Below are 24,565 nucleotides of genomic sequence, written 5' to 3'. Positions count from 1 at the left end.
AGGAAGTCGCGGGTTGCCATTTGGGGGGACGCGTGACACTGGGCGGCAGTTAGCACCGTCGGAACAATAAGTGTCGCCAGATCGCTCCGCCGGTCTGCATTTTCCCGAACGAACCGGCGGAGCGGTTCGGCGACTATCCGCCAATAATTGTTCGGACGGTCCTTAGTTCGACTTTCGCACTTTTAAGCTGCGAGTGACAGCAGAACTTCCAGGGGCTTGATTAATTTCTGAGCCGCTGGCGGTAAACGCCCGGCTGAGAAAATAGATTGTCGTGTTTCCTCGACTGAATCGCGACGCAGCGTCGCGAGCATATCCGCGAACGATGCATGGCGTTTGCCACGCCACATTCGTATGAATGGACCAGGCTCTGGCCGGACGTGTTCGTGCCACAACACAATCAGACCATACAGATAGAACATTGATGGCGTCGTGCGGCGAACCGCTGCGCGGACTCGGTTCTGCGGTTCGCCCAGACCGAGGTGACCCTTGGCTTCTTGGAACGTCGTCTCGACCGGCCAACGAAAAGAGAACCGCTGCAAGATTTCTTCTTCGCTCAAGTTGACATCGGTGCTGTAGAAAACTTCGATTCCCCGCCCGCCGCGAAGGTGCTCCACCGCGACCACTTTGACTTCTCGTTCAGGGGCAAGGTACAACCGGCAGACCACCGACGTGATCCGAACATGAAAGCTCGATTGGCTGTACAGGTTGATCGTGGTGCGACGAAGTCCCTTGGTCGCTAACATCTCGGTCGGCTTGGGCAGCACCGGTCCACGTCGTGGTGGACGGCCTCGCCCGGGTTTCTTGGGTCGTGGACCTTCACAGAGTCTGGCGTCTTTGCCAATGCGACCGGTGACGTGCATGCCGCTGGGGATTTGCTCCAGCATGCGACCACCGGTGTAAGCTGAGTCACCCAGGAAATGCAGGGATTTCTCGCCCGCATGCTGGGTCAACAGTTGGATCATCTCGAGCATTAAGTCGGTCTTCTTGCGATGCTTGCGACGTAGCTTTTTGTTGGTCTTGGTGTTCAGATAGAGCCTCATCAAAACCGGGATCGCGTACTTTCGCGTCGGATCTTTTCGTGAAGGGACTAAGACACACAGTACGACCCAGCAGTGGCCCCAGCGAAACGACGTGAAGCCACTGGAACTTTGGCTGGCATCCCGGTGCATCCCTGTGCCGTAGATTTTCAAGCCTGTCTTGTGAATCAGGGTATCGTCGCCGACAAGATAGCAATGTTGCTGATCGGTGAGCTTGACGACGAGATCGAACATTGCCAGTCCCACTTGGTCGATTGACCACCTCGCTCCGGCAAAGATACGGTGATAGGCGCTGTGATGTTTGGTGGGATCAATCGCTCGAAGCGCCCCAGTGATATTCCTGCGAGGTGCGAAGATCCATCCTGCGACGAATTGCTTGAAGGACTGTGCGGTTGGCTCAGTCATCGCGGCAGTAAAGACTTGCAGAAGTGGCATGAAAGATGTTGTAATGTCCATTGAAAGTGGCCTCCTTGTTTGGGTTAGTTAACACAGGCGAAAGCCTGCAACCCGGGGGCCACTTTCTTCACAACCATTTGCTAGCAAAGGGCTTAAAAGTGCGAAAGTCGAACTTAGTTGGGCGGCGGAAAGCCGAAGGATTGAGGGAATGTCGCATCTACATTGTGAGTGCGATGTGCCTCGGCTTGTGGCGTGTAGAACTCTCGTGGACGCCCCCCGATTACTTCGGGACCGATGTCGTTGAGTGGGTAGGGGTCGTGAATCACGGCCCGCGCCTTTTGACGGTCGGTAGTGCCTTGCATGCCGCCCCAACCCCAGCCAGGACGACTAGCGCAGCCAGCGGTAAAGCAGAATAAAACGCCGAGTGCCAACATCCTTGGCATAGTATCGTTCCTCTCCGAGCATCCATTGCTCTGGGGTTTTTCAATTGCTTTACCGTACGACACTTTGGTCGTTGGTGTATGAGGCGCGGTGGCTTGGGGGATGGGTGTGTTGATGCAACGTGGTGTGTGTGCTAGGCCGCGGGGGGGCTAGCGCTTCGTTGATTGAAGAGCTTTTCTAGCTTTGACGCGAAGGTCGTGCCGAAAGACACCGCTGTAGCGGTAACTACTCTTCCTTTGCTTACCGGCCTGTTGATTTAATCGCAATTTGAATTTTAATGCGGAGGAAGTAGTATCCTTAATTGCCTTGTAGCGGAGGTTGTCTTTCCTTGCTCACGCGGCGGGTTGCGATTTCAACAGGCCGTCGCACGGCGGGTTGCTATTTCAATAGGCCGCCATGGGGCGGGTTGCCATATCGACAAGCCTTCACACGGCAGGAGGGCCGTGTTGGTCAGTCGAACTTGGGTCCGGTTCGATCGTAGATCTTGCTGGAACCTACCGCCAGACCAGAGTGCTACTGGACCACAGGATTCTTATCGGAGTTTGCTAGCAATGATCCTGCCAGAAAATTTTGGGACAGGTGTTATGCAAATAACCGTCACAAGCAAACGTCGGGTTAGCCCGGGGGGAGTGACATGTCGAGTACGCAGGCTTCGGGGCTGAGCTCCAAGGTCACTTTTTCCAGGGCTGCAGGGAGCAGCACGGACTCACCGCGAGCTAGCCGTTCGCTGTGGGTGTGTTGATCGTCTGTCCAGTACAGGGTCGCGCCGCCGGTGGGTGAGGTGAGCAAGTGGAATTGCCCCGCAAGTAGGACTTCAATTTCGGGAGTCATGGCGAGGCGATCGAGCACGAACTTGTCGCATTCCACCAAGCGTTGTCGGCCGACCTGCGCGGTCGATTGGGGCGATTGGAGCAGGCGTGGCCCGGACGTGAAGTCGGTCACCTCCAGGGCCTGGTCTAGATGCAGTGGCCGCGGTTGGCCGTCGGCGCCCACGCGATCCCAGTCGTAAAGCCGAAAGGTGGTGTTGGAAGCCTGTTGGATTTCTGCAACCAGCAACCCGGCTCCCAGTGCGTGGACCGTTCCTGCAGGGATGAATACGCAATCTCCAGCTTGGGGGTGGATTTCGTGAAGGCAATCGACCAGCGTGCCGTTCGAAACGGCGGTGCGGACTGCCTCCGGCGTAACATCGGACTTTAGGCCTGCGTAGAGTACCGAATTCGGCTCTGCTGCGACAATGTACCAAGCTTCGGTCTTGCCTAAGTCGGGGGGCGTCATGGCTTGCGCGTAGGCGTCGTCGGGATGAACTTGGACGCTGAGATCGCGCTGACAATCGAGGTACTTAAGCAACAGCGGAAGGCTGGTGAATTGTTGTGCAGCGGTGCCGAGTAGCCATTCGGGGGCCTGGCTGAGGATGGTGTGGAGCGACTGGCCTGCGAGTGGTCCGTTGGCGACGATGCTGCTGTGATGCGGGTGGTCGATGATTTCCCAGCTTTCTGCCCAAACGCCCTCTACTGGAAGGGGCTTACCGAGGTCGGAGGCAAGTCTCCGCCCCCCCCACAGGTAGTCTTGGAAGTGGGGGATGGTCTTGATGGGATAGGGTGCAGGCATGGTCGCTTTGGCAATCTTGGGGGACGCGTGGTTTGGCAAGGTTGAAATCTAACTTGATTTTGTGGAGGGCAGACCTTGGGGTACGGCTCGTACCATGTATGCTGATAAAGCGAGCGGTTGAACACAAGTTCACTTCTCTCCTCCCCCCTAAAATTACGCTCCGCCTCGGTTGCTAAAGCTGACGCGGAAGCAGTTCCATATTCAACAGTAATCAGAGGAATGGCCAGGATGCTAAAGAAGCAGGCGGCGGACGATTTGTTCGAGAAGAGCTCGATGTCCTTCGGCGAGCATTTGGAGGAGCTGCGCAAGACGCTCATCAAGTCTGCAATCTGGCTCGGAATTGGCACCTGCATTGGTCTGTTTTTTGCCAAAGCGATCGTGCGTTATATCGAATCCCCTCTGAAAGATGCGATTCAAAATTTCCATGTGGTGCATTCGGAGAAGGAATTTGCCAAGGCCAATGGCGTTGAGCCTTCAGATGAGTTCGCTGCGAAGCTGCGCGAGCTGCGGGTGATTCCAGAGGTGACCTATGCCGATCCTGGTGTGATCGCGATGCTGTCGCGGGCAGGTGCTCTGATTACGCCGATCGAGCCAGCGGCACCTCCCACCGATGCTCCCGAAGCCGCAAGCCCCAAGGCCTCAGCCGCAAGCCCTGTAGTCATTCCGCCGAAGGCTGATGAGGGAGCTAAGCCAGCACAGGCTGGAGCTAAGCCGAAAGAGGAGGAGGAGAAGGCAGCCGAGCCGAAGGAGGTTTCCACTCCAGAAGTCCAAGAAGAAACCAAGGCAGAAGAAGCCCAGGCAGAACAGGCCAAGCCTGAGGCTGAGGAGAAGCCTAAGGAGGAGGCTAAGCTTGAAGTCACGCCAGAGGCTAAGGTCGATTCCGTGCGAGTGAATCCCTGGGTGGGAGTTACCGAGCAGAAGTTGAACAGCCTTACCCCCTTTCTGCTGTGGAAGCCGATTCCGAATAATTTGGTAACCCTGGATGCTACTGAGGGGTTCATGATCTGGCTGAAGGCTGGCTTGGTAGCGGGGGTCATTATTGGCAGCCCAGGCATCTTTTGGAACATTTGGCAATTCTTTGCAGCCGGCTTGTATCCGCATGAACGCAAGTACGTGTACTGGTATTTGCCTTTGAGTCTCGCATTGTTTTTGTCGGGAGTGAGCCTGGCTTTTTACGTCATCTTTGAATTGGTGCTAGGGTTTTTAATGACCTACACCGCCGAGTTGGACGTTGATTTTATGCCGCGACTGAACGACTACATGTCCTTTGCGCTATTCCTGCCGCTGGGGTTTGGGATCGCATTTCAACTGCCGCTGGTCATGCTCGGAATGCATCGTTTTGGATTGGTTTCGGTAGAGACCTTTATCTCCCAGTGGCGAATTGCCGTGTTGGCGATCGCATTCTTGTCCATGATTCTGACGCCGGCAGAGGTGTACAGCATGGTTGGCTTATTCTTGCCGTTGACCGGGTTGTACTTCTTCGGAATTTTCCTCTGCAAGTACATGCCTACCGGCGCTGGAGTTGGGGCAGCAGCCATTGATCCGCAAGGCTAAAGGGGCTTGCCTGCATCGGAATCCGCTGGGTGAGCAAGGCTGGAGTGCCTGCTCTTGCTCACACCGGTTGGGCTAGAATCGCAACCGGTTGTCCGCACTATTCTTCTTTGTTGGAATACAATGTTCCGCCTACAGAGGCCGTCAACGACGGTGCCTCGCTGGCGGGGGCCGGTCGGAGCTTGCCGCAGGAGGGCTTGAGGGTTGAGTATGCCCAGTTGTGGGCACTCCTCAACCGGGACGCTCGCCCGCGTGGCGAACCCCGGATTTCTAGTTTCGACGGAAGCGAGAAGCCGTAAGGCGCGGGCTTAAAACGGTACTTCGTCGTCTTCTTCATAGGCGGCTTCGGAGAAGGCGTCGTTGGGGTTCGCGCCTGCAGCGGGAGCCGCTGCGCCTCCGCTGAGCACCACGAAGTTCAGTGCTTCGCAGCTCAGGAAGTACTTCACTTCGCTGGCAGCATCGCGTTGCCACTTGCGCCCGCCAAGGCGGTAGGAGACTTCGACTTCGTCACCGACATTGAGATTGTCAGCTTGGTCGCACCCATCTTGGATGAAATCGATGGGAATGTAATTCTGGAATCGTCCGTTGTCCTGTTCGAGAACCACTTGGCGCTTGCGAAATCCCTTTTGCCCAAACGTCTTGGTATCTTCGATGACGTGGACGATCCCTTTTACTTTTGCTTCACTCATATCCCTGGTACTCGGTTTGAAATGGCACTCGGTTAAAAATCCGACGCGAACAGTCTGAGGGGATTGTTTTAAGCATGCCGGGTGGCATTCCCACGCCAGAGTCGCAATCCGGTAGGATGTGTTGTTGGGACAAGCTTACCCGTCTTGCCAAGCTTGGGAAAGCCGAACAGGGAGAGCTGGCCGGCATGGCAGTAGCAAGTTTGAGCCGTTGGAATCGTTTAGATCAACTCACACCACTGCGTGAGATGTAATGCATTTAATCATTAGGGGGCGAGGATGTCGCGGGTGAGAACTGGGCTGGGACAGGTGGTTTGGGGGGTGATGATTTGGGGTGTGTTGGCCGGTCAGGGCCTAGCTCAGCAGAGGGTAAATCCGGCCTATGCGGACATTGAGGAGCAGGCGGGATTGCCGAGAGTGCTCCTAATCGGTGATTCGATTTCCATTGGCTACACCTTGGGCGTTCGCCAGGAGTTGAAGGGGGTGGCCAATGTGCTGCGTCCGAAGACCAACTGCGCCTCGACCAAGACTGGAGTGGCGGAATTGAAAAAATGGTTGGGCGACGAGAAGTGGGATGTGATCCATTTCAATTTTGGTCTCCATGACGTGAAGTATGTTGTGGGCGATAAGGCGGATATTGTGCCGGTTACCACTGCAGAGGCGCATCGCCAGATCGCACTCGATGCCTATCGAAGCAACTTGGAAGAAATCGTCCAGCAGCTGAAGCAGACGGAAGCAACGTTGGTGTGGTGTTCGACGACCCCCGTAGCTGCGAAAACGACGGGCCGCCGGACTGAGGATGTCATCGAATACAACGCCGCGGCGCTGGAAATTATGGAGGCCAACGACATTGCGGTGGATGACTTGTATGCATTTGCACTGGAGCGACTCATCGAAATTCAGCGTCCTAGAAACGTGCATTTCACAGCTGAGGGCTCCGCCATTTTGGCAAAACGCGTGGCAGAGGTCATTCGAGAAAAATTGTAGCTGCCTCCATCGTGGAATCGCCATGGAGGGCTGTTGGGGGTGCCGCTGGACGGCGAAGGTAGTGCGGTGGCCGTGTGGGAAGTGCCTTTGCTCTAGGTGGCCCGCCTGGTGTACAACGCTGCTAGGAAATGAATGAGTTCGCGGCAGGATGCCAAGGGATTGCGATGTCAGCGTTGAGAACAGCATGTCTATGGCCGGGCTTTGTGGCGGCCTGGTACCAAGGGGTGGCCCGTGGCCTGTTTGTGGCCACCCTCTTCGCCTGGACCTTATGCGTGCTATTGCTAGCAACGTTTATTTGGCCGGAATGGCTGGCCCTGAGCCTGGTGCGCGGTTTGTGGGTTGTGGTCCTCGTGGTGTGGGGCGTCGAATCGGTCCGCAATTATTGGCGCTTGCAAAGTCTTTTGAAGCCAGAGAGTGCGGAGAGTCAGACCGCTTTTTCTAAGGCGCAGAGCGAGTATTTGCATGGAAACTGGTTTGAGGCGGAGGCGCTACTGCTCGAGATCGTGCATCAGAACCCGCGCGATGCGGAAGCCTTGCTTTTGTTAGTCGGCGTCCTGCGGCATTCGCGACGCTGGCAGCCAGCGTTGCGGCGTTTGAAACAGCTGGAACTCCTCGATACGGCTGCTCGCTGGCATTTTGAGATGCAGCGTGAAATGCAGCTGATCGATCGCGAAATGGCGCGCGAGCAGGAGCAAGCCGTTGAGGAGCTGGCCACGGCAGTCACTGAGTCCGTGCAAGCGGAGTCTGAGCAATCCGCGTCCGAGCAATCCGGGGGTGAGCAATCCGGGGGTGAGCAATCCGGGGGTGAGCAAACTGAGTCTGAGCAAGCTGGCTTGCAGCAAGCAGAAGCTGAGCAATTGGGCGTGGAGCAGCCGGAGGCGAAGGCTGCAGAATCTACGGTGAGTCTGGAGCAGGTAGAGCCGGAGAACGCTGCAGCGCCGTCGAGTGTCCAGTGAGATGTCGATTTGCTGGTAAATATCTGTCGATTTTCTGGGCTGCTACGTACCGTCACACACCGCCATGAATTCACCCATTGCCGCACATTCGGCAATGCGGATGGTTCGGATTTCCGCAATTGCAGCCACGGCAGCGCGTCGTTTTTTTATTGCAGAAATCGTGACAAACACTGCGAGTCCCTAAAACCTGCTCTCACAATTAATTGTCAGAATCGCTACGATGGGAAATTGTGTGCTTCAGTTCGAATGAAGTGCGGCATTTGTCGCGCAAACGGGGAGTTCGAGGCAGCTCGACCCCTATTTGGCTGGCACGTAAAGTATGGGTGAATAGATTTGTGGAGCGTTGCAATTGTTCCACAAGTCATTTTGACACCTGGGGCTTGTGGCATGGCTTTTGCTCCCATAGTCGATCGTCGACGCAGAGGTATTGTAGGCGTGGCAGTTGCGTGTCTTTCACCGACCGCTATCCTACGATGCTACTTGAATTAGAAACTTCTCTCCCAACTGTTGGTTCGCCAACGGGTAAAATCGGTGGCCGGGCCACTTACTAAGGGGTTTGACATGTACGAACGTTTTACCGACCGAGCCCGTAAGGTCATGCAGCTTGCAAACCAAGAGGCACAGCGGTTCAATCACGAATACATTGGCACTGAGCACATTTTGCTCGGTTTAGTGAAAGAGGGGAGCGGTGTAGCTGCCAACGTCCTCAAGAATTTGGATGTGGATCTACGCAAGATTCGTCTCGAAGTTGAGAAGTTGGTGCAGAGCGGTCCTGAGATGGTCACGATCGGCAAACTTCCCCAGACGCCGCGTGCCAAGAAGGTGATTGAGTACTCCATGGAGGAGGCTCGCAATCTGAACCACAACTATGTGGGGACTGAGCATATTTTGCTGGGATTGTTGCGCGAACAAGAGGGAGTGGCTGCCCAGGTTCTAATGAACTTGACGTTGAAGCTGGACGACGTTCGCGAAGAGGTCTTGAACCTGCTCGGTCATGGGATGGAGAGTGGTGAAGGAGGAGAGCGCGGTGGACGCGAGGGGACACCCGATCGCGAGTCGACCGGTTCGTCCAAGGGCACCAAGAGCAAGACGCCCGCGCTGGACAGCTTTGGTCGCGATTTGACCGAGTTGGCCAAGCAAAACAAATTGGATCCCGTAATTGGCCGCAGTCGTGAGATTGAGCGTGCCGTCCAAGTCTTGTGCCGTCGTAGTAAGAATAACCCAGTACTGCTCGGTGAAGCAGGCGTGGGGAAGACCGCCATCGTCGAAGGGTTTGCCCAGCGTGTCGTCTCCGGCGAAGTGCCTGAGATTCTGGCTGACAAGCGGATTGTCGTACTCGACTTGGCCATGATGGTCGCCGGTACCAAGTACCGCGGGCAATTCGAAGAGCGAATCAAAGCGGTGATGAACGAGGTGCGTCGCGCCAAGAACACCATCCTGTTTATTGATGAGTTGCATACGTTGGTTGGAGCGGGAGGTGCTGAGGGTGCCATTGATGCTGCGAACGTGCTCAAGCCTGCTTTGGCACGTGGAGAGATCCAGTGCATCGGTGCCACAACCTTTGACGAGTACCGCAAGTACATCGAAAAGGATAACGCGCTAGCGCGTCGGTTCCAAGAAATCGTCGTCGAGCCGACCAGCAAGGATGAAACGATCGAGATCCTCAAGGGACTGCGCGAGCGTTATGAGGAGCATCACCGGGTGAAGTTCACCGATGAGGCCATCGTGGCTGCCGTCGAAATGAGCGAGCGTTACATCACGGCGCGTTGCCTGCCTGACAAGGCGATTGATGTGATCGACGAAGCGGGCGCTCGAATTCGCCTGCGCAACATGTCGAAGCCACCCAATTTGAAAGAGTTGGATGACGACATCGAGAAGCTGAACAAAGACAAGGAAGATGCCGTTGCCAATCAGGACTTTGAGAAGGCAGCAGCGCTGCGTGACAAGGCAGACAAGCTTCGCAAGAAGAAGGAAGACATTACCAAGGAGTGGCGTGAAAAGAGCCGCGAGACCGATGGTATCGTCGACGAAGATGTGATCTCCGAAGTCGTATCCAAGATGACCGGCATTCCATTGACTCGACTCAGCACCGAAGACAGTGCTCGGTTGATGAAGATGGAAGAGGAATTGCACAAACGCGTTGTCAGCCAAGAACAAGCTGTGACAGCGGTAGCTAAGGCCGTTCGCCGTAGCCGTAGCGGTTTGAAGGATCCACGCCGACCGACTGGGTGCTTTGTGTTTGCCGGCCCGACAGGCGTTGGTAAGACGTTGCTGGCGAAGGCGCTGGCAGAGTTCATGTTCGGCGATGCCGATGCACTCGTGCATATCGACATGAGTGAGTACATGGAGAAGCACAACATCAGCCGATTGATTGGTGCACCTCCCGGCTACGTGGGCTACGAAGAAGGCGGTCAGCTGACCGAGAAGATTCGCCGTCGTCCCTATGCCGTCGTGCTCCTAGACGAAATTGAAAAGGCGCACCCTGACATCTTCAACATGTTGTTGCAGGTTATGGAAGAAGGGCGACTGACCGATTCGTTTGGGCGCAACGTGGACTTCCGCAATGTGATCATGATTCTGACCACGAATGCGGGGGCGGAAGCGATCAAGAATGAGTCTGCATTTGGATTCCAAAAGCCAGATGGAGATTCCTCCTACGAAAGCATGAAATCGCGGGTTATGGACCAGATCGAACGGGTCTTCCGCCCTGAGTTCTTGAACCGCTTGGATGACACGATCATCTTCCGTCACTTGAACAAGGATGACTTGAAGAAGGTTATTGACTTTGAACTGTCCAAGGTTCGCGAACGCTTGCTGGATCGCGGTTTCGGTTTGGAATTGACCGATGACGCCAAGGAATTCTTGATTCAGAAGGGTGCCAACCTGGACTACGGAGCTCGCCCACTGCGTCGTGCACTGGAGCAACGCATTGAGGATCCGATGGCCGAAGAAATCCTGCGTGGCGCCTTTGAAGGAGTCAACATGATCATCGTCGATGCCGTGAAGGATGACGAGGGTAAGGCGATTCGCCTTGACTTCCGAGGTGAGAAACGCGAGCCGGTCGAAGAACCCGTTGCAGTTGCCTCAGGCGAAGAATAGAGCGTTAGAACAAGTGCTTCCATCTCCGGATCGAAGCCATGAATAACAACAAACGGCAGCAGGTAGTTTTACCTGCTGCCGTTTTTCTTTTGCCTTATGCCCTATCCCCTACCTCATGCCCTGCCCCATGTTGGCCGGCAGCGAAGTGGGCCGGCAGCGAGCCGAACTCAAAGTGCGTTGGGTTTGCCGCAGTGCTTACGGCCCAGATCTAGTTTTTCAGGCGACACTTGGAGCTTGGCTCACTAGGCTGGCTGCCGGAAGCATCAAAGACGTCTTTCCCGTAACGAAGGTCTGCGCTGCTAGTGCTGCTTTCGTCGCAAAAAGGGCGTCTTGTTGCGCTGGGAGGGCGCTGGTTCGACGGCCCGTCACGGCAGCGGTCTGCCGTTTGTGCAAGCTACGTGAGCTAGCCTCAAGAAGAGGCTGGCTATTTTGAGGACAAGGCGAGATACGCTCCACTGCCGCCATGGAAGGGACGCTGGCCAGGTCAAGGGCCAGCCGTGGAGCTCCGTGGGCTTGCGTTGACGGTTACTTCGAGGAAAGCTCGAGAGGTACCTCATTGCTACCTGCAACTACCGTGTGCGTTAAGCCGGAGGTGGTTTTCGAGGCATATTTCTTAGGAATCAAGTTCTTGGTTCTTATTGGACGGTTCGCCATTTTCGCGTCTGCGGCCGAATACTGTGCTTCGCGGAGCTTGGATTCTTCTTCTTCGGTAAGTTGAGGGGCTGGTGATGTTTCTGCGCTGGCTGCCGGCGTATCTGATTCGCTGTACTTGGCGACGGTGATTTGGTAGGTCCCGGCTAGGGCACCATCTCCCGAGTTGAAAGTGGTGAGGCTGAAGTTACCTTCGGCATCGGTTTGCGCGGTGGCCGGTGTTCCGTTGGCTTGGTCGTCAGGCAGGAAGGTGACCATCGCCATGGGGACTGGGGCGCCATCGAGCGTTACCATTCCCGTTACCGGCTCTGTTTTCGGGAGGGAGTCACCACAGCCGACTAGAAAGCTTACGAGTAGTGCAGAGGTTAACAGTCGAGTAAGCAAGTGTATTCGCCTTTCAATAAGAAGAGCGACGCCGGAGGGCCTCGCTCTAGTGCTTCGGTAGAATGGGGGGGAGGAGGACTTCAGGCCCTCTGGCTCTGTCCGGGGGCGACCGCCTTGCAGGCTTTGAGTCTGCTCGAGAGCTTGACGGTTGACATGGTTCCCTCGGAGAGCAGTGCGTTCCCAGGTCGGGCCCGAGAACGCGGTTCGATCGTCAAAGTGCAGGCTGCTGTGCCCACCAGGTTGGCTGTCCCGGTGCTGGGACAGCGCTGTTCAGGACTTATCGCAACCCCAGGCTGGGGAACTATTCAGGGATAGAAGCAGGTTCACCACCGGCCTTCGTACCGAGAGCTCCCCAAACGCCGTAGGGACTGCGTCCGAAGGCGGCGAACGCTGGAACCGATAGGTCACCAGTGTCGATGCTGCTGCTAAAGAAGTGAACCGAACCATCTGCCATGGTCACGTTGACCCCGCCGGTATGCTGGCTGGAAGGTGGGAGGATCACTGGATTGCCGTCGCCCCATGAAATAGCGTTGACGCAGGAGGGCGAGTTGGGGGCCAGGATGGTATTGAACCCAACGTACGTCGGATTCCCATCGTGCCATACCTTGCCGCTGTTTCCCTGATGTCGAGTACCAGCCACCAGGTATTGTCCATTGGCTACCGATTTGCAAAGCAGTGGGTTGTTGTGCACGCCAGATACCATGGCAATGGTGGTTAGGTAGGGAACATTCTCATTCATTCCCACCGCCGGATTGCCGGCCTGGGACGAATAAGGAGCTTGAGCAATCAACCGCTCGCTGTACATAATGGTATTGCTGGTACCATCGGCAATGGAACCGTGCGAAGCGTGCCCGCCGTTATGGCCGTGACTGAAAATCCCACTCAGATCGCCATCGGTATTGACGTTACTGTGCCCGCTGATCGAGGTGCCATCGCCACCCAAGCACATGGAGTACGAATTCGGCTTGGAGAGGGTCGAGGAAACTGGGTCAGACGGGCATCGCATGAAGGATGGCGATGTATTCCAAGGGGCCCAGGAACTCCAGCCCGAAGGACCGCCGGGGGGAACCGTTGCGTCGCCAGCCTCAATAACATTGAATTGGTTTCCGCCTTCAATGAAGGGCAGGATGGCAATGAAGCCACTCTTGCGGCCGGAATTGGTCGAAGTTCCACCCTGACGGTAGGGGAATTTCTTATATGAGCTTTCGTAATTGTGTGCCGCTAGTCCGAGTTGTTTCAGGTTGTTGGAGCACTGCATGCGTCGCGCCGCCTCCCGCGCAGCCTGCACGGCAGGAAGTAGCAAACCGACTAGAATGCCAATAATAGCAATGACTACGAGTAGTTCTACCAGAGTAAAACCATGACTCCTCTGTGAGCGATGCATGAACTGGGGTCTCCGGAATTTATTGAACGATGGGTGTAGGATGAGTGTTCGGATGGGCCGTATAGAACCTGGGTGTGATACGACTTGGTTGTAGCGATTGGGTCAGGTTGAATGTACTCAGCCACGCCGAGGCAACGCGAGGGCGTCGTTGGGTAGGGGCCTTGATTTTTGCTCTCACGTACCCTGCGGGCAGATGCGATTCCACGGACTGGTCCGAGTGGGGTTGCGAACGAGTCTAATTGGTAGGTGTGAAGCGGGCAATATTAGGGGAGTCGACCTGTCAGGCGATTTTATCTTTAGGTGAGGGTTATGCCGAGTATGCGAGTTAGGTTGATTCTGCTCAGGTGGGGGGTGAGTGTCGCTTGCCTGCTCTGCCTTGGTCTGTCGCTTGGTAACGCACAAGTCATGCTTGGCTGCCCCAATTTGACGGAGAGCAGTGGCGTATGCGTGGGAACGCTCCAACGCTCCACTCTGGACGCCGAACTAGGACCTGATGCACCGCAGGGACGGGTGATTTGGAGCCACAATGACTCGGGAGGGAAGGCTGCATTGTTTGGTTTTTCTCCTGATGGAGAGTGGCTGGCGCACGTGGTGCTGGAGGGGGCCAAGGCGGTCGATTGGGAGGATATTTGCGCTTTCGAGCAGGCTGGGAGGCACTTTCTGGCCGTGGCGGATGTAGGAGATAATTCTCGCCGACGGGAGCGTGTGGAAGTCTATGTTATCGAAGAGCCTGTATTTGAGCTACCAAAAAATTTATCCGCCGATGGGAAGGCAAGCAACAACGATATCCCACTCGCGATGCGCAAGCCCAATTTGATGTTGCGGCAGCCGCTGTGGGGGGTGCTGCGACTGAAGTTTGATACTGGTCCCGTGGACTGCGAGTCGATTGCATTTGATCCGCGGGCGCAAGCGTTCTTGTTGCCCAGCAAGGAGTTGTTGGGCTGCCGTTTGTTTTCGATGGACGCTACCGAGATCAAGGGGGAGCAAACGCGAGTCGCAACCTCGCGCGAGTCGCTATTTTTGCCGATGGTGAGTGGCGCGGATATCAGCCCCGATGGACGTTTGCTGGCGTTGAACACCTATGGGCCGGCCTGCATCGTTCGCCGCCCAGATGCTCGGAAAAGCTGGTTGTTGGCTGAGGGGGAGACCGTAGAGGGGGCGACTAAGGAGATCGTGAGCGTACCGGCGCGCAAGCAAGGAGAGAGTATTTGCTTTGCAGCCGATGGGGAGCATTTACTGCTAACCAGTGAGTTCTTGCCGACTCCCCTGCACCGCGTAAAGATTCCAGCGGAATTGTTGGAGGTTGATGATGCTCCCTAGATGGGGGGGGGGGCTTCTAGCTGGCGGGCCTTCACGCTCCGAGAGCAACGCTGCCTCTCGATCTGGTGCCTCTCGATCTGGTGATTGAGTGGCAGGAAAGCAGGGTCTGCTAAAGATGCGGGGTCTGCTAAAATCGTAACGGGTGTTAGTTCGCCCCAAGTTTTTAACCTCAGAACGCGTAAATTAAAGTGATCCAGGCCATGCCCAAGCTCAATGTTGAAGGTGTCGGGGAATTTGAAGTCGAAGCTGGCAAGCGGCTAGTCCTGGCGTTAACCGAGGATGCGGGAATTGACCAATTGCATGCATGCGGTGGGAACGCTCGGTGCACGACATGCCGCGTCGAGTTTGTCGACGGCGAGCCGGATCGGATGACGGAAGCCGAAAAAGTCTGTTTAACCGAACGTAGCTTGGATAAGGTGCGACTCAGCTGTCAAATTGAGTGTGTGGGGGACATGACGATACGTGCCACCAGCCGTTTGGAGGGAAGCGGTCGCAAAGATGCTGGGGGAGCGGTCAGCCCTGAGATGACACCCACGCCAGTCTGGACCGAGAAATAGTTGCGGCCGTGCCTCGCCGGACTATTGTCTTTCATCATACATTGAGGCAGGAGCGACCTCCTGCCATGCCTCCTCCCGCGCAAGATCACTACTGATAAAGAAGAACGTAGATGCTTAGGTATTGGACCGCTGGCGAATCCCACGGAAAAACATTGCTAGCCCTCCTCGATGGATTTCCAGCAGGGCTCGAAATTGACTATGAAATGGTGAATGTCGAGCTCAAGCGACGCCAGGGTGGATACGGACGTGGTGGTCGACAAAAGTTGGAAACCGACAAACTGGAGGTGCTCACCGGCATTTGGCAGGGAAGGACCTTGGGCAGTCCACTAACACTGCAGGTGGTTAATGCGGACTACAAGCTTGAGCGACTCAAGGAGCTGGAACGCCCCAGGCCAGGGCATGCGGACCTTGTCGGAGCAGTCAAATATCTTGGATCGATCCGAGGAGTCCTGGAGAGGGCCAGCGCGCGGGAAACCGCGGTGCGCGTGGCTGCCGGTGCCATCGCTCGGCAGTTGCTCCGGGTTTTTGGAATCGAAACCATCGGCTACGTGACCGAAATTGGGCGACTGGCGATCGACACCCCAAGTGGTAGCTTGGAAGAGCACCGCGTCGCTCGCGATCAAAGTTCGGTCTATAGCCTAGCGCCCCAGCGGGATGCCGAATTTGAGAAGTTGATCGACGATACGGCCAATGATGGAGATACACTGGGCGGTGTCATCGAGGTCCGAGTAGAAGGATTGCCGATAGGCTTGGGGACCCACGCCCAGTGGGATCGTAAATTAGACGGGAAAATTGCCCAAGCGGTGATGGCGGTCCAAGCGATTAAGGGAGTCGAAATCGGCTTGGGATTTGAAGCGGCGCGCCGCACGGGATCCAATGTGCATGATGCGATCCATTACGATCCATCGCAAAAGCATTTGCCGAGCTTAGGGTACACCCGCCCCACCAACAATGCAGGTGGTTTGGAAGGCGGAATGACCAATGGGCAGCCACTCGTCGTGCGGGCTGCCAAGAAGCCGATCAGCACGCTTCGCAAGCCGCTCGATTCGATTCGCATGGACAGCAAAGAGCCGCAACGGGCAAGTTACGAACGTAGCGATGTGTGCGCCATTTCAGCGGCGAGTGTCATCGTAGAGCATGTGGTGGCCTTTGAAATTGCGGCTGCACTGGTGGACAAGTTTGGCGGAGACAGCGTTGAGGAGATGCAAGGTCGCTATCAACTTTACCTGGAACGCGCCGCTCAGCAGTAGAAAACTACCGCTGAGCCGAAGATATCCCCGGCCGAGTGGTGTTGTTCAGCCGCAAATGGGGGCGTGCGCGTTTTTCAGTTTGATTTCGGAGGCAACTCTCCAAATCGCTCCGCAGAGGAGAGGTTCTCTGCCTTGCTTACCAGCTTGTCGATTTAAGCGTCTCTTGAGTTGTGCTGTGAAGGTGGCACACCGAAGCGCGCGGCAGCGGTAACGCTAGCAATGGGCAATTCGCATTTCACGGTAGACTTGGACTAGCACTCCCAAGTAATCTGAGGGCGTGTACGGTAGCGGTGGTCGCAAAGACCCTTGTTTCAACTTTGCCGGGGTGTTAAACGCTTCGTGGTTGGCTACGGATGACCGTACCATTGATAGGGGCAAACTGCTACGGATGGCAGCTCACAGAACAAATCGTTGGCAGGTGCATGAGTCGACAGCACGTGGCCTCACGCGACTCGCATTCCTAATATTAGGTGTGTTGCCGCTGGCGTTTTGTGTGGCGTGGACTCTCTTGCATGCAACTTCTCTCTACGGCCGATTCAGAACCGCCCAGTGGGAAGCTTGGTTGACTGGCACCCTAGGGGTGTCTGTCGAAGTCGCTTCTTGGGAGGGCAAGTCGCCCGACCGCTTTGTGCTACATGGAATTCAGCTCAAGCATCCTGAAACCAAGCAAATCATCGCCCGCGTCCAGTCTGCCGATGTCGCCTTCTACCGAGGGCAGTGGTTGGTCCAGCTCGATCAGCCCAATTTGGAATCCGACCAAATGGCAACTGTGTGGAGAATTGCTCACGATTGGATGCTGTGCCGTCCGTCGGCGGCTTCCAAAGCGGCGGTCTTTCGCATGCAGCAAGTCGTCGTCAGAAGTGAAACGCGTGAGCAGACACTTCGAAACGTATTGGTCAGCTTCTTTCCAGAATTCGATTCGCAGTGGCTGACCATTGATTTTCAGTTTACGGATCGTCCCGAACATCTTGTGGGTGCGCAGTCGCACGAGGCACTCGCTCAAAATGAAAGCCAGCAAGCTGAGCAAATCGATTCGTCTCGGCTCATGATCCGACGGCATCATGGAGAGCAGCAATTGATGACCGAAATGCAATTGCGGACTGGCGCAACTTCACTCCCCTGCTCTCTCGTGGTGGATCTGCTACCACAACTCAAGGCGTTGGGGGATCAGGCGCGTTTTGCCGGCGTCATCGATTTTAGGCAATGGAATCGAGTATGGGGGCTGTGGATTAACAAACCCAAGTCTACGCCTGAGGCGAACTCCGATGATGAATGGAGTCGCTTTGAGGGAATCGATTTTGGGCGGCTGACCTGGGGTTCAGGGGCGGCGCTCAATGGCATGGGGAATCTGCTAATTAAAGAAGCGTTCCTCAGCAGCGAAGGTTTGCAATCGATCCACGGGGGACTTGAGATGCCGACGCCAGGATTCATCAGTGGGAGGCTGCTGGAAACTATGGGACGGTACATGGATGTGGTTACCCCTGTAACGCAATCGATGCCGGATGGTGGTTATGCATTCCGCGCCGTGCACTGCTTCTTTCAGATTAGTCCAGGCAAAATTCACCTGGTGGGACGACAGCCCGATGGCGTGATCGTGGCCGGGAATCAGGGGGTGTTAGCAACGCGCGCGATCGAGAAGTGGTCGCAACCAATCGAACTGTCGCGAGTTGTCGCCGCGCTCAGTGATTCGGCTAAATTCGTTTCAGAGAGTGTCGTGGATGAAGACTCCACTGGCCTTAGAAGCACGCATCGCGAAGTGCTGGGGTGGCTTCCAAAACTGGCCATGGTGTGGCTACCGTTGGAGACGCCTCGAACGGACGTAGCCGTCGAGGATTCCAGCTTAAGTGACTTGCGCTAATCACCTGTCTGATTAGTCGCGTAGTCAGCTGTTGCGCAACGGTCGCTCCAGGGCGTGTGGTGAGTGGTTGCGTTGACTTGCCATGCCGACCGGCGTAGCTATGAAAGAACGGTTGCGGTGGGGACGCCCTGTCGCAGCCGCTCCGGCCTTGCTTACGCGGCGGGTTGCGATTTGGACAAGGCGTCTTGCGGCGGGTTGTGATGCGGGCAGGTCTTGTAGGGTTATGGATGATTGAGATCGGGATGCTTTTGCTTGAGTCGATCAATAGTTCCGGCGATTTCTTCAGACTTAGTGAAGATTTTGCAACGAGTTGTGCCGGAGATTGTTCGCAGTTTTCGCAGACGCTTAGCGTCGAGTGGTCGTGATTCGAGATTTCGGATGAGGACTGCGACAATTTGCGTGGGGAAGCGTCGCGCCAGAAAGCGGTAGATTTCTGGGTCCTTCTCTCCGCTATCTCCGACGAGGATGAATTTGCGCGCGGGCAACGTCTTGAGGATTCCCGCAATGATGCCGACTTTGCTATTGCGTCGGATGGGGCGGAAACGCTTGAACATTTCGTCTCGGACTCGGAAGTAACGTAGGTGCATGCTGCCCGACGGGAAACGGCTGGCGGCGCACAGTTCAGCCAGTGGCTCGTAGAGTTGCCAGGGGCTGCTTGAAACGTAGTGGAAGGCGCAGCCCTGCGTCTCCCAGCTTTGGTACAACTGTGCCATTCCCTCAATGACTTCGAACGGACGCAGGAAAGTGTTCGCAAGCATCTCCTTGCGACTGGTCGCTTCGGTCATCTTGATGGTGTCGTCAATGTCACTCACCACACTGATCCCATGCGTGGGCACCAGGTGGATTTCTCCGCGCGTGGCGGAAATGGTGCCGACCTCGTCGGTGGAACGCAGCAGTTGCATTGCCAGAGCGGAGGGGGCGTTTTTCGAGCAGGCGGCCGTCGCGTCCTGGGGCAGGGTTAGCGTGCCATAGAAGCTACCGTTGCGCCTCGTCCTGCGACGCAAGCGATACTGTCGAGAGCCGATCGCAAGTACGATTCTCCTTCGCCTACCAGGCGCGGATAGAAAGCCATCAATTCGGCTTTGGAACGTATCGCTGGCGACTTCCTCGGGAGTCGCCCGCATGGCCTTGGTCAAGCCTTTGAGCAACAGTCGGGTACCGATAGGAACCCGACCGTCGATAAAGACTCTGCCATGCACGAACGCACGCCACGCGGCTCGCTGGAAATCGTAGTAGCCTAGCGAGGGAAAGAGCTGTGCCTGGTGCTCGGGCTGCAAGTCAGAGGTCGGAAGCGGTTCAGCAAAATTCACGCGGTCGGCATCTATGGCTTGAGGGCAAGGAGACAAATCGGGAGTGGTGACCCGCAAGCTAGGGTTGAACCTTTGCTGTGCGGCGCTGGGCAAAGAGCCATTCCAGGGTGTCGGGATTCGCATAGGTGGCTGTCCAGCTATTGTGTCCAACGCCGGGATACTCTGTGTAGAGTGGCTTTCCGCCGGCTTGCCGAAGCGCTTCAATCATGTCCCGTGAAAGCTCGACATTGACGACGCTGTCTGCTCCGCCATGGTAGCAAGCTAGCGGTATGTGTTTGATTTGTTCCGCCGTGGCTGGGTCGCCACCGCCGCAGATGGGAATTGCCGCTGCGAAAAAATCGGGCCGACGCGCCAATGCATCCCAGGTACCATAGCCCCCCATCGACAGGCCGGTAATGTAGACGCGTTTTTTGTCGACCGCTGCATCGGCCAACATGGAATCTACGAGAGCCAGAGTCAATTGCATCGATTGGCTGGCGTGCGGCGGCAGCGCAACCTGGTCGGCGGACCAATCGATGTCTGCCCATTTTTCACCCTTGGGGCATTGCGGGGCGATCACGTAACAGCGGTATTTCTTACGGTTCTCCGGAGAGCAGAAATCCGCCATGCCATGGACCAATTGAGCCGTATTGTCGTCGCCCCGCTCTCCAGCTCCGTGCAGGAAAACGACCAGCGGATATTTTTCGCCCGGGTCGTAGTCCAGCGGTTTTAGGAGTCGGTACTTGAGAGATTTTCCCGCTAGGGGCCCCTCTTCGCCGATATACTCGCGCGGTTCAAACAATTTTTCCGGAGCGGTTTCCGCAGCGTCGACCTTGGTGGTCTGTGCTGAGGCCACGGGGGCGGTGCACAGCACAATCCCGAAACAAGTGCTGAATGGTAGAAAGGTTCGCAAGATGGAACGGAGCATGGATCGTTCTTCCCCAGGGCAAGGTAGGTATTGGTGATAGGAGGTCATTCGAGGCTGAGTAGATCAGGCTATCGCTCCTAGATCTTACCAATTCCTCCAACGCTTTACCCAAGAAACGAGGCACACTTTACCAATTCTTCTTCGGTCGATTCGGCTCGCACATGAATCTGCGATCGCTTACTGGGTCATTTCGCGTGCATGGTAGCTGGAGCGGACGAATGGCCCACTGGCGACCTTTTCAAAGCCCATCTTTAAGGCGATTTCGCCGAGTTCTTCAAACTCCTCTGGGGGAACATAGCGAACCACGGGTAGGTAACGCTGGCCTGGTTGGAGATACTGCCCCAGGGTGAGGAAGTCGCAACCGAAAGTGCGCAGATCGGCTAGGCATTGCAGCAATTCGTCACGAGTTTCGCTCAGTCCCAGCATCAGGCCACTCTTGGTCTTAATACTCGGGTTGAGTTCTTGGACTCGCTTCAAGAGTTCGAGCGTCCAATTGTAGTCGCTTTTCGGGCCTCGGACTCGGCGATAGAGTCTGGGAACGGTCTCCATGTTGTGATTGAAGACCTCGGGAGCCGCTTCGACGACGCGATCCAAACCGGCTTTATTTTTAATGAAGTCTGGTGTCAGGACCTCAATTGTGGCCTGGGTTTTGGCGCGCACGGCCAGGACGGTCTCGTAAAAGTGTTCAGCACCTCCGTCGGGCAGGTCGTCGCGGGTAACCGAGGTAATCACGACGTGTTTGAGGCCGAGTCGGTAGGCGGCTTCGGCGACGCGATCGGGTTCATCCAGCTCGAGGGCTTCCGGTTTGCCGCGCGACACCGCGCAGAATCCGCAAGGACGCGTGCAGACGTTCCCCAGGATCATGAAAGTGGCCGTTTTTTGCGAATAGCATTCCATGCGATTCGGGCATTTGGCGTTATCACAGACCGTCTCTAGTTTCAATTCCTCCAGTAAGCCGGCGGTGAAGTTGTTGAAATTTCCCTTAGGAAGGTCGCGACGCAGCCACTGGGGAAGGCGTTGGGTAGGGACGAAGTCCGCTCCTGAGGCCGCGCTACCGCAGCTGCCGGAAGTCGCGTTCTCAGTTACGACGGGAAGCTCGAATGTCATCGTTTTCACCGGGGATACAGGATGTCGGGGTACAGGATTTCTTAGGATCGGCTGTCGGTCTGTTGCCACCGAGAATTGGTGAGGCCGGATGCTAAATTTTGAAAGACCTGTAAAAGTGCTGCCAGTGGCTGCGAGAGTGCCGATTGTAATCCAAGAAGCACCGACTGCTTACCCCTGTTCGCATTGCCCAGCGATCGACGCCGCCATTTCCCGGGCAACTGTATTCCCCCGATGACTGGAGGTTCGTGAACCACAGGGCGGCGTTATTGCGTATCATTGGAGGTTCGGCGAAGATTGGGGCCCCAATGATGAGATTGGTTGGCTCCCGAATCACCCTAGCGCGACCTGCGACGACTGAGCGAAAATTGAGCAAGAAAAAAGCAGCACCCACCAAGCCCAAGCCTACGAAATCTAAAGGGGGCACTAAATCTAGCGGTAAAGGGACGACCAAGGGGGGCAAGACTCCAGCTACTCCCAGCATCAAACCAATTTGCACCAATCGCAAGGCCCGGCACAAGTACGAAATCTTGGACACCATCGAATGTGGCATGATCCTGGTCGGCAGCGAGGTTAAGAGTCTACGCAATGGCAAGTGTCAGTTGGACGAATCGTACGGGCGTGTGCGGGGAGAGACTCTGTGGTTGTTCGGCTGCGACATTGCTGAATATCCTCAAGCGACCGTTTGGAATCATGAGCCGCGACGTCCTCGGCAGCTGTTGATTCATCGACGAGAAATGGGCAAGTTTGTCGGGCAAGCCAAGGAAAAAGGGCTGACGCTGGTGCCATTGCAGTTGTATTTCAATGAACGAGGGATCGTGAAGTGTCAGATGGCTCTCTGCAAAGGGATGAAGTTGCATGACAAACGCGAAAAACTAAAGAAAGCCGATGCACGACGTGATATTGAACGGGCCGTCCGCCGAGGGCGTTAGAGGCAAATGGAATAACCCATGCTAAAAATTCAAGATCTATACAAGTCTTTCGCGCTCCCCGACCAATCGCGGTTGCCCGTGTTGGACATCCCTGAGTTCAAAATCGGTCAGGGGGAACAGGTGGTATTGATTGGTGAGAGTGGCGGTGGCAAGACGACGCTGCTGCATTGCATCGCTGGCATTATGGCCCCCGACCGCGGCTCAATCCAAGTGGACAACATCGAGCTGTCGAAGTTGAGTGAAGCGGGCCGCGATCGCGTGCGTGCGGCCAAGCTCGGGTACGTATTCCAGACCTTCAATCTCCTCTCCGGATTCACGGCGTTGGAGAATGTGCGTCTGGGCATGACCTTTGGAAGCGGCAAACACGACTTGGCACGCGCTACCGATCTGCTGCAAAAGGTCGGGCTGGGGGAGCGGTTGCACCACAAACCAGCTGCCTTGTCGGTCGGACAACAGCAGCGAGTGGCTGTGGCGCGCGCGCTGGCCAACCGCCCTAAGTTGCTGCTGGCGGATGAGCCGACCGCTAATATTGATCCCAAAAATCAACAAGTGATCATCGATTTAATTCGTGCGTGTTGTCGTGACGAAGGCATTGCGCTGTTGATGGTCACCCATTCCCTGCAGGTAGCCGAGCAGTTTGAACGCGTCGAACGCTTGGAGTCGCTCAACAAAGCCATGCAGACCGTTGCTGCCAATCACTCGTGATTGATGCGCTAATCCATTTGTTTTTGGTCGGAGAACGAACAACGTGAATTTGTTTCACATCGCTTGGCGAAATATGCAGCAGCGAGGGCTGGCAACGGTCCTGACGATGTTCAGTATGGCGCTGGGAGTCGGACTGGTTGTCTTGGTTCTAAGTCTCAGCTGGATCATTACCGAATCGTTCGATCGCAATAGCAATGTTGGTTACAACTTGATTGTGGGAGCCAAGGGGGGATCGCTCCAGCTTGCCTTGAACACGGTGTTTTACCTGAGTAAGCCCATCGAAGTGATCCCCTATGAAGAGTACTTGGAACTCATCCCAGGAAGAGGTGGTCGCCAAGCGGAGATTGAGAAGATTGGTGGCTTGGTGGCTGAACCGGAACGCAACGGCTTGTTTTGCGATTACACGAATGGAGGGTTTGCAATCCCAGTGTGTTTAGGGGACTTTCTCGGTCCCTTTCGGGTCGTGGGGACGACGCCGGCATTCTTTGAAAAACTCCGATACGGGAGGGCGGCCGACAGCGAGTACACCTTCTCGGAGGGCCGCAATTTTGTTGACTACTCTCCAGAAAATGGGTACTACGAGGCGGTCATTGGGGCTCAAGTCGCCAACTACATGAAACTCAAGGTCGGTGACTCGTTCAAGACGACGCACGGAGATCCCGACGGTGAGGGACACGGGCAGGCCTTTGAGGTCGTGGGCGTACTGGCACCTACGGGAACGCCCAACGATCGAGCTGCATTCATCAACTTGGAAGGCTTTTATTTGATGGAGGGGCACACTCGAGTGTTCGAGGACGGTGCCAATCCAGAAGATGAGAAAGAGGCCGTTGGGGCTGAAGCTGAGGCGGGGCAACCACCGCGTCTGCCGTTGGAAAAACGTGATTTGACGGCTGTCTTGGTCAAAGCCGGATCGCCAATTTACGCAGTGCATATGCAGCGCCCGATCGACAAACGCTTGAGAACTCAAGCCGTTTCTCCGGTCAGCGAAATTACCAACATGCTCACCACGTTCGTCAATCCGATTCGCTACGCATTTCTGGCTCTCACCGTAGTGGTATGCGTGGTGAGCGCCATTAGCATTTTAGTTAGCATCTACAATTCGATGAATGAACGCCGCCGCGATATCGCCATCATGCGGGCCTTGGGGGCTCGACGCGATGCGGTCGTGATGGTGATCTTGTTGGAATCGCTGCTAATTGCTGTCGGGGGGGGGCTTGCTGGCTGGATCTTTGGGCATGCGATTGGCGTTGCCTGTAGCGGTCTGGTCGAGTCGATGACTGGGATCTCGATCGGATTTTTCAACACGATTACCATCCAAGAAGCGGTGTTGATTCCAGGCTTGATGATCTTAGCCACCTTGGCCGGAATTGTGCCAGCCTTTGTTGCATACCGCACGAATGTATCCGAGAATCTAGGCAACTAGGGGATTCCCTCGAAGCCAA

The 24,565-nt window shown here is 55.8% G+C and carries 20 protein-coding genes; 11 read left to right on the top strand and 9 right to left on the bottom strand.

Going from position 1 to position 24,565, the window contains the following annotated elements; translation table 11 throughout:
• Positions 1 to 182: 182 nt before the first annotated feature.
• The 3 genes from Q31a_RS25170 to Q31a_RS25160 form a co-directional block, all read right to left on the bottom strand.
• Positions 183 to 1,493 carry an IS701 family transposase gene (locus Q31a_RS25170; RefSeq protein WP_145076715.1) on the bottom strand — a complete coding sequence of 437 codons (1,311 nt, stop codon included), beginning with the start codon at positions 1,491 to 1,493 and terminating at the stop codon, positions 183 to 185.
• A 113-nt stretch (positions 1,494 to 1,606) separates the two neighbouring features.
• Positions 1,607 to 1,876, bottom strand: coding sequence for a hypothetical protein (locus tag Q31a_RS25165; protein WP_145084111.1), 270 nt, complete (start codon positions 1,874 to 1,876; stop codon positions 1,607 to 1,609).
• Positions 1,877 to 2,489: 613 nt separating this feature from the next.
• On the bottom strand, positions 2,490 to 3,521 hold the full coding sequence (locus tag Q31a_RS25160; RefSeq protein ID WP_231690927.1) for a type I phosphomannose isomerase catalytic subunit: 1,032 nt from the start codon (positions 3,519 to 3,521) through the stop codon (positions 2,490 to 2,492).
• A 189-nt stretch (positions 3,522 to 3,710) separates the two neighbouring features.
• Here Q31a_RS25160 and tatC point away from each other — a divergent pair, with 189 nt between their 5' ends.
• Positions 3,711 to 5,036 (top strand): twin-arginine translocase subunit TatC, encoded by a 1,326-nt coding sequence (gene tatC / locus Q31a_RS25155; protein ID WP_197355659.1) that lies wholly within the window; start codon positions 3,711 to 3,713, stop codon positions 5,034 to 5,036.
• 305 nt (positions 5,037 to 5,341) lie between these two features.
• On the opposite strand, the gene Q31a_RS25150 is transcribed toward tatC, so the two are convergent.
• On the bottom strand, positions 5,342 to 5,722 hold the full coding sequence (locus tag Q31a_RS25150; protein ID WP_145084104.1) for a DUF3127 domain-containing protein: 381 nt from the start codon (positions 5,720 to 5,722) through the stop codon (positions 5,342 to 5,344).
• A 276-nt stretch (positions 5,723 to 5,998) separates the two neighbouring features.
• On the opposite strand from Q31a_RS25150, the gene Q31a_RS25145 reads away from it, so the two are divergent.
• The 3 genes from Q31a_RS25145 (at position 5,999) to Q31a_RS25135 (ending at position 10,761) form a co-directional block, all read left to right on the top strand.
• Complete coding sequence (locus tag Q31a_RS25145; RefSeq protein ID WP_145084100.1) at positions 5,999 to 6,706, top strand: SGNH/GDSL hydrolase family protein; 708 nt, start codon at positions 5,999 to 6,001, stop codon at positions 6,704 to 6,706.
• A gap of 128 nt (positions 6,707 to 6,834) precedes the next feature.
• A complete protein-coding gene (locus Q31a_RS25140; protein WP_231690926.1) occupies positions 6,835 to 7,662 on the top strand; it encodes a tetratricopeptide repeat protein in 828 nt (275 codons plus the stop codon).
• Positions 7,663 to 8,223: 561 nt separating this feature from the next.
• Entirely contained in the window at positions 8,224 to 10,761 is a 2,538-nt protein-coding gene (locus Q31a_RS25135; RefSeq protein WP_145084094.1) for an ATP-dependent Clp protease ATP-binding subunit, read from the top strand.
• 525 nt (positions 10,762 to 11,286) lie between these two features.
• On the opposite strand, the gene Q31a_RS25130 is transcribed toward Q31a_RS25135, so the two are convergent.
• Positions 11,287 to 11,796, bottom strand: a complete 510-nt coding sequence (locus Q31a_RS25130) for a carboxypeptidase-like regulatory domain-containing protein (RefSeq protein WP_145084091.1) — start codon at positions 11,794 to 11,796, stop codon at positions 11,287 to 11,289.
• A gap of 301 nt (positions 11,797 to 12,097) precedes the next feature.
• Positions 12,098 to 13,180: a DUF1559 domain-containing protein gene (locus tag Q31a_RS25125; RefSeq protein ID WP_145084088.1), complete on the bottom strand. Its 1,083-nt coding sequence runs from the start codon at positions 13,178 to 13,180 to the stop codon at positions 12,098 to 12,100.
• A 309-nt stretch (positions 13,181 to 13,489) separates the two neighbouring features.
• On the opposite strand from Q31a_RS25125, the gene Q31a_RS25120 reads away from it, so the two are divergent.
• The 4 genes from Q31a_RS25120 to Q31a_RS25105 all read left to right on the top strand — a co-directional run bounded on the left by Q31a_RS25120 (position 13,490) and on the right by Q31a_RS25105 (position 18,165).
• On the top strand, positions 13,490 to 14,500 hold the full coding sequence (locus Q31a_RS25120) for a hypothetical protein (RefSeq protein ID WP_145084085.1): 1,011 nt from the start codon (positions 13,490 to 13,492) through the stop codon (positions 14,498 to 14,500).
• A 200-nt stretch (positions 14,501 to 14,700) separates the two neighbouring features.
• Positions 14,701 to 15,057: a 2Fe-2S iron-sulfur cluster-binding protein gene (locus Q31a_RS25115; RefSeq protein WP_145084082.1), complete on the top strand. Its 357-nt coding sequence runs from the start codon at positions 14,701 to 14,703 to the stop codon at positions 15,055 to 15,057.
• Between the two features lie 110 nt (positions 15,058 to 15,167).
• A complete protein-coding gene (gene aroC / locus Q31a_RS25110; protein WP_145084079.1) occupies positions 15,168 to 16,307 on the top strand; it encodes a chorismate synthase in 1,140 nt (379 codons plus the stop codon).
• Between the two features lie 388 nt (positions 16,308 to 16,695).
• On the top strand, positions 16,696 to 18,165 hold the full coding sequence (locus tag Q31a_RS25105; protein ID WP_145084076.1) for a hypothetical protein: 1,470 nt from the start codon (positions 16,696 to 16,698) through the stop codon (positions 18,163 to 18,165).
• A gap of 221 nt (positions 18,166 to 18,386) precedes the next feature.
• Here Q31a_RS25105 and Q31a_RS25100 read toward each other — a convergent pair whose 3' ends face one another.
• From Q31a_RS25100 to lipA, 3 genes are all read right to left on the bottom strand, one after another.
• Positions 18,387 to 19,475 carry a phosphatidate phosphatase App1 family protein gene (locus Q31a_RS25100; RefSeq protein ID WP_197355655.1) on the bottom strand — a complete coding sequence of 363 codons (1,089 nt, stop codon included), beginning with the start codon at positions 19,473 to 19,475 and terminating at the stop codon, positions 18,387 to 18,389.
• 58 nt (positions 19,476 to 19,533) lie between these two features.
• Entirely contained in the window at positions 19,534 to 20,382 is an 849-nt protein-coding gene (locus tag Q31a_RS25095; protein WP_145084070.1) for a carboxylesterase family protein, read from the bottom strand.
• A 177-nt stretch (positions 20,383 to 20,559) separates the two neighbouring features.
• Positions 20,560 to 21,489 (bottom strand): lipoyl synthase, encoded by a 930-nt coding sequence (gene lipA / locus Q31a_RS25090; RefSeq protein ID WP_145084067.1) that lies wholly within the window; start codon positions 21,487 to 21,489, stop codon positions 20,560 to 20,562.
• Positions 21,490 to 21,854: 365 nt separating this feature from the next.
• Between lipA and smpB the strand changes: the two genes are divergently transcribed.
• From smpB to Q31a_RS25075, 3 genes are read left to right on the top strand one after another with little or no spacing between them, the layout of a single operon-like run.
• Positions 21,855 to 22,418: an SsrA-binding protein SmpB gene (gene smpB, locus Q31a_RS25085; protein WP_231690925.1), complete on the top strand. Its 564-nt coding sequence runs from the start codon at positions 21,855 to 21,857 to the stop codon at positions 22,416 to 22,418.
• An 18-nt stretch (positions 22,419 to 22,436) separates the two neighbouring features.
• Positions 22,437 to 23,123, top strand: a complete 687-nt coding sequence (locus Q31a_RS25080; protein WP_145084064.1) for an ABC transporter ATP-binding protein — start codon at positions 22,437 to 22,439, stop codon at positions 23,121 to 23,123.
• Positions 23,124 to 23,166: 43 nt separating this feature from the next.
• Positions 23,167 to 24,546: an ABC transporter permease gene (locus tag Q31a_RS25075; RefSeq protein WP_145084060.1), complete on the top strand. Its 1,380-nt coding sequence runs from the start codon at positions 23,167 to 23,169 to the stop codon at positions 24,544 to 24,546.
• Positions 24,547 to 24,565 lie beyond the last annotated feature (19 nt).

Origin of the sequence: Aureliella helgolandensis (assembly GCF_007752135.1) — a bacterium.
Taxonomy (GTDB): Bacteria; Planctomycetota; Planctomycetia; order Pirellulales; family Pirellulaceae; genus Aureliella; species Aureliella helgolandensis.
Note: the sequence above shows the minus strand (reverse complement) of the source record. Positions and strands in the feature narration are given on the sequence as shown.

Bases quoted from the DNA above. Each gene is read 5' to 3' on its own strand.
- Q31a_RS25080 (WP_145084064.1), top strand. From the start codon at position 22,437: ATGCTAAAAATTCAAGATCTATACAAGTCTTTCGCGCTCCCCGACCAA.
- Q31a_RS25140 (WP_231690926.1), top strand. From the start codon at position 6,835: ATGAATGAGTTCGCGGCAGGATGCCAAGGGATTGCGATGTCAGCGTTG.
- aroC (WP_145084079.1), top strand. From the start codon at position 15,168: ATGCTTAGGTATTGGACCGCTGGCGAATCCCACGGAAAAACATTGCTA.
- Q31a_RS25120 (WP_145084085.1), top strand. From the start codon at position 13,490: ATGCCGAGTATGCGAGTTAGGTTGATTCTGCTCAGGTGGGGGGTGAGT.
- lipA (WP_145084067.1), bottom strand. From the start codon at position 21,489: ATGACATTCGAGCTTCCCGTCGTAACTGAGAACGCGACTTCCGGCAGC.
- Q31a_RS25170 (WP_145076715.1), bottom strand. From the start codon at position 1,493: ATGGACATTACAACATCTTTCATGCCACTTCTGCAAGTCTTTACTGCC.
- tatC (WP_197355659.1), top strand. From the start codon at position 3,711: ATGCTAAAGAAGCAGGCGGCGGACGATTTGTTCGAGAAGAGCTCGATG.
- Q31a_RS25135 (WP_145084094.1), top strand. From the start codon at position 8,224: ATGTACGAACGTTTTACCGACCGAGCCCGTAAGGTCATGCAGCTTGCA.
- Q31a_RS25150 (WP_145084104.1), bottom strand. From the start codon at position 5,722: ATGAGTGAAGCAAAAGTAAAAGGGATCGTCCACGTCATCGAAGATACC.
- Q31a_RS25145 (WP_145084100.1), top strand. From the start codon at position 5,999: ATGTCGCGGGTGAGAACTGGGCTGGGACAGGTGGTTTGGGGGGTGATG.
- Q31a_RS25165 (WP_145084111.1), bottom strand. From the start codon at position 1,876: ATGCCAAGGATGTTGGCACTCGGCGTTTTATTCTGCTTTACCGCTGGC.
- Q31a_RS25095 (WP_145084070.1), bottom strand. From the start codon at position 20,382: ATGCTCCGTTCCATCTTGCGAACCTTTCTACCATTCAGCACTTGTTTC.
- Q31a_RS25105 (WP_145084076.1), top strand. From the start codon at position 16,696: ATGGCAGCTCACAGAACAAATCGTTGGCAGGTGCATGAGTCGACAGCA.
- Q31a_RS25125 (WP_145084088.1), bottom strand. From the start codon at position 13,180: ATGCATCGCTCACAGAGGAGTCATGGTTTTACTCTGGTAGAACTACTC.
- Q31a_RS25115 (WP_145084082.1), top strand. From the start codon at position 14,701: ATGCCCAAGCTCAATGTTGAAGGTGTCGGGGAATTTGAAGTCGAAGCT.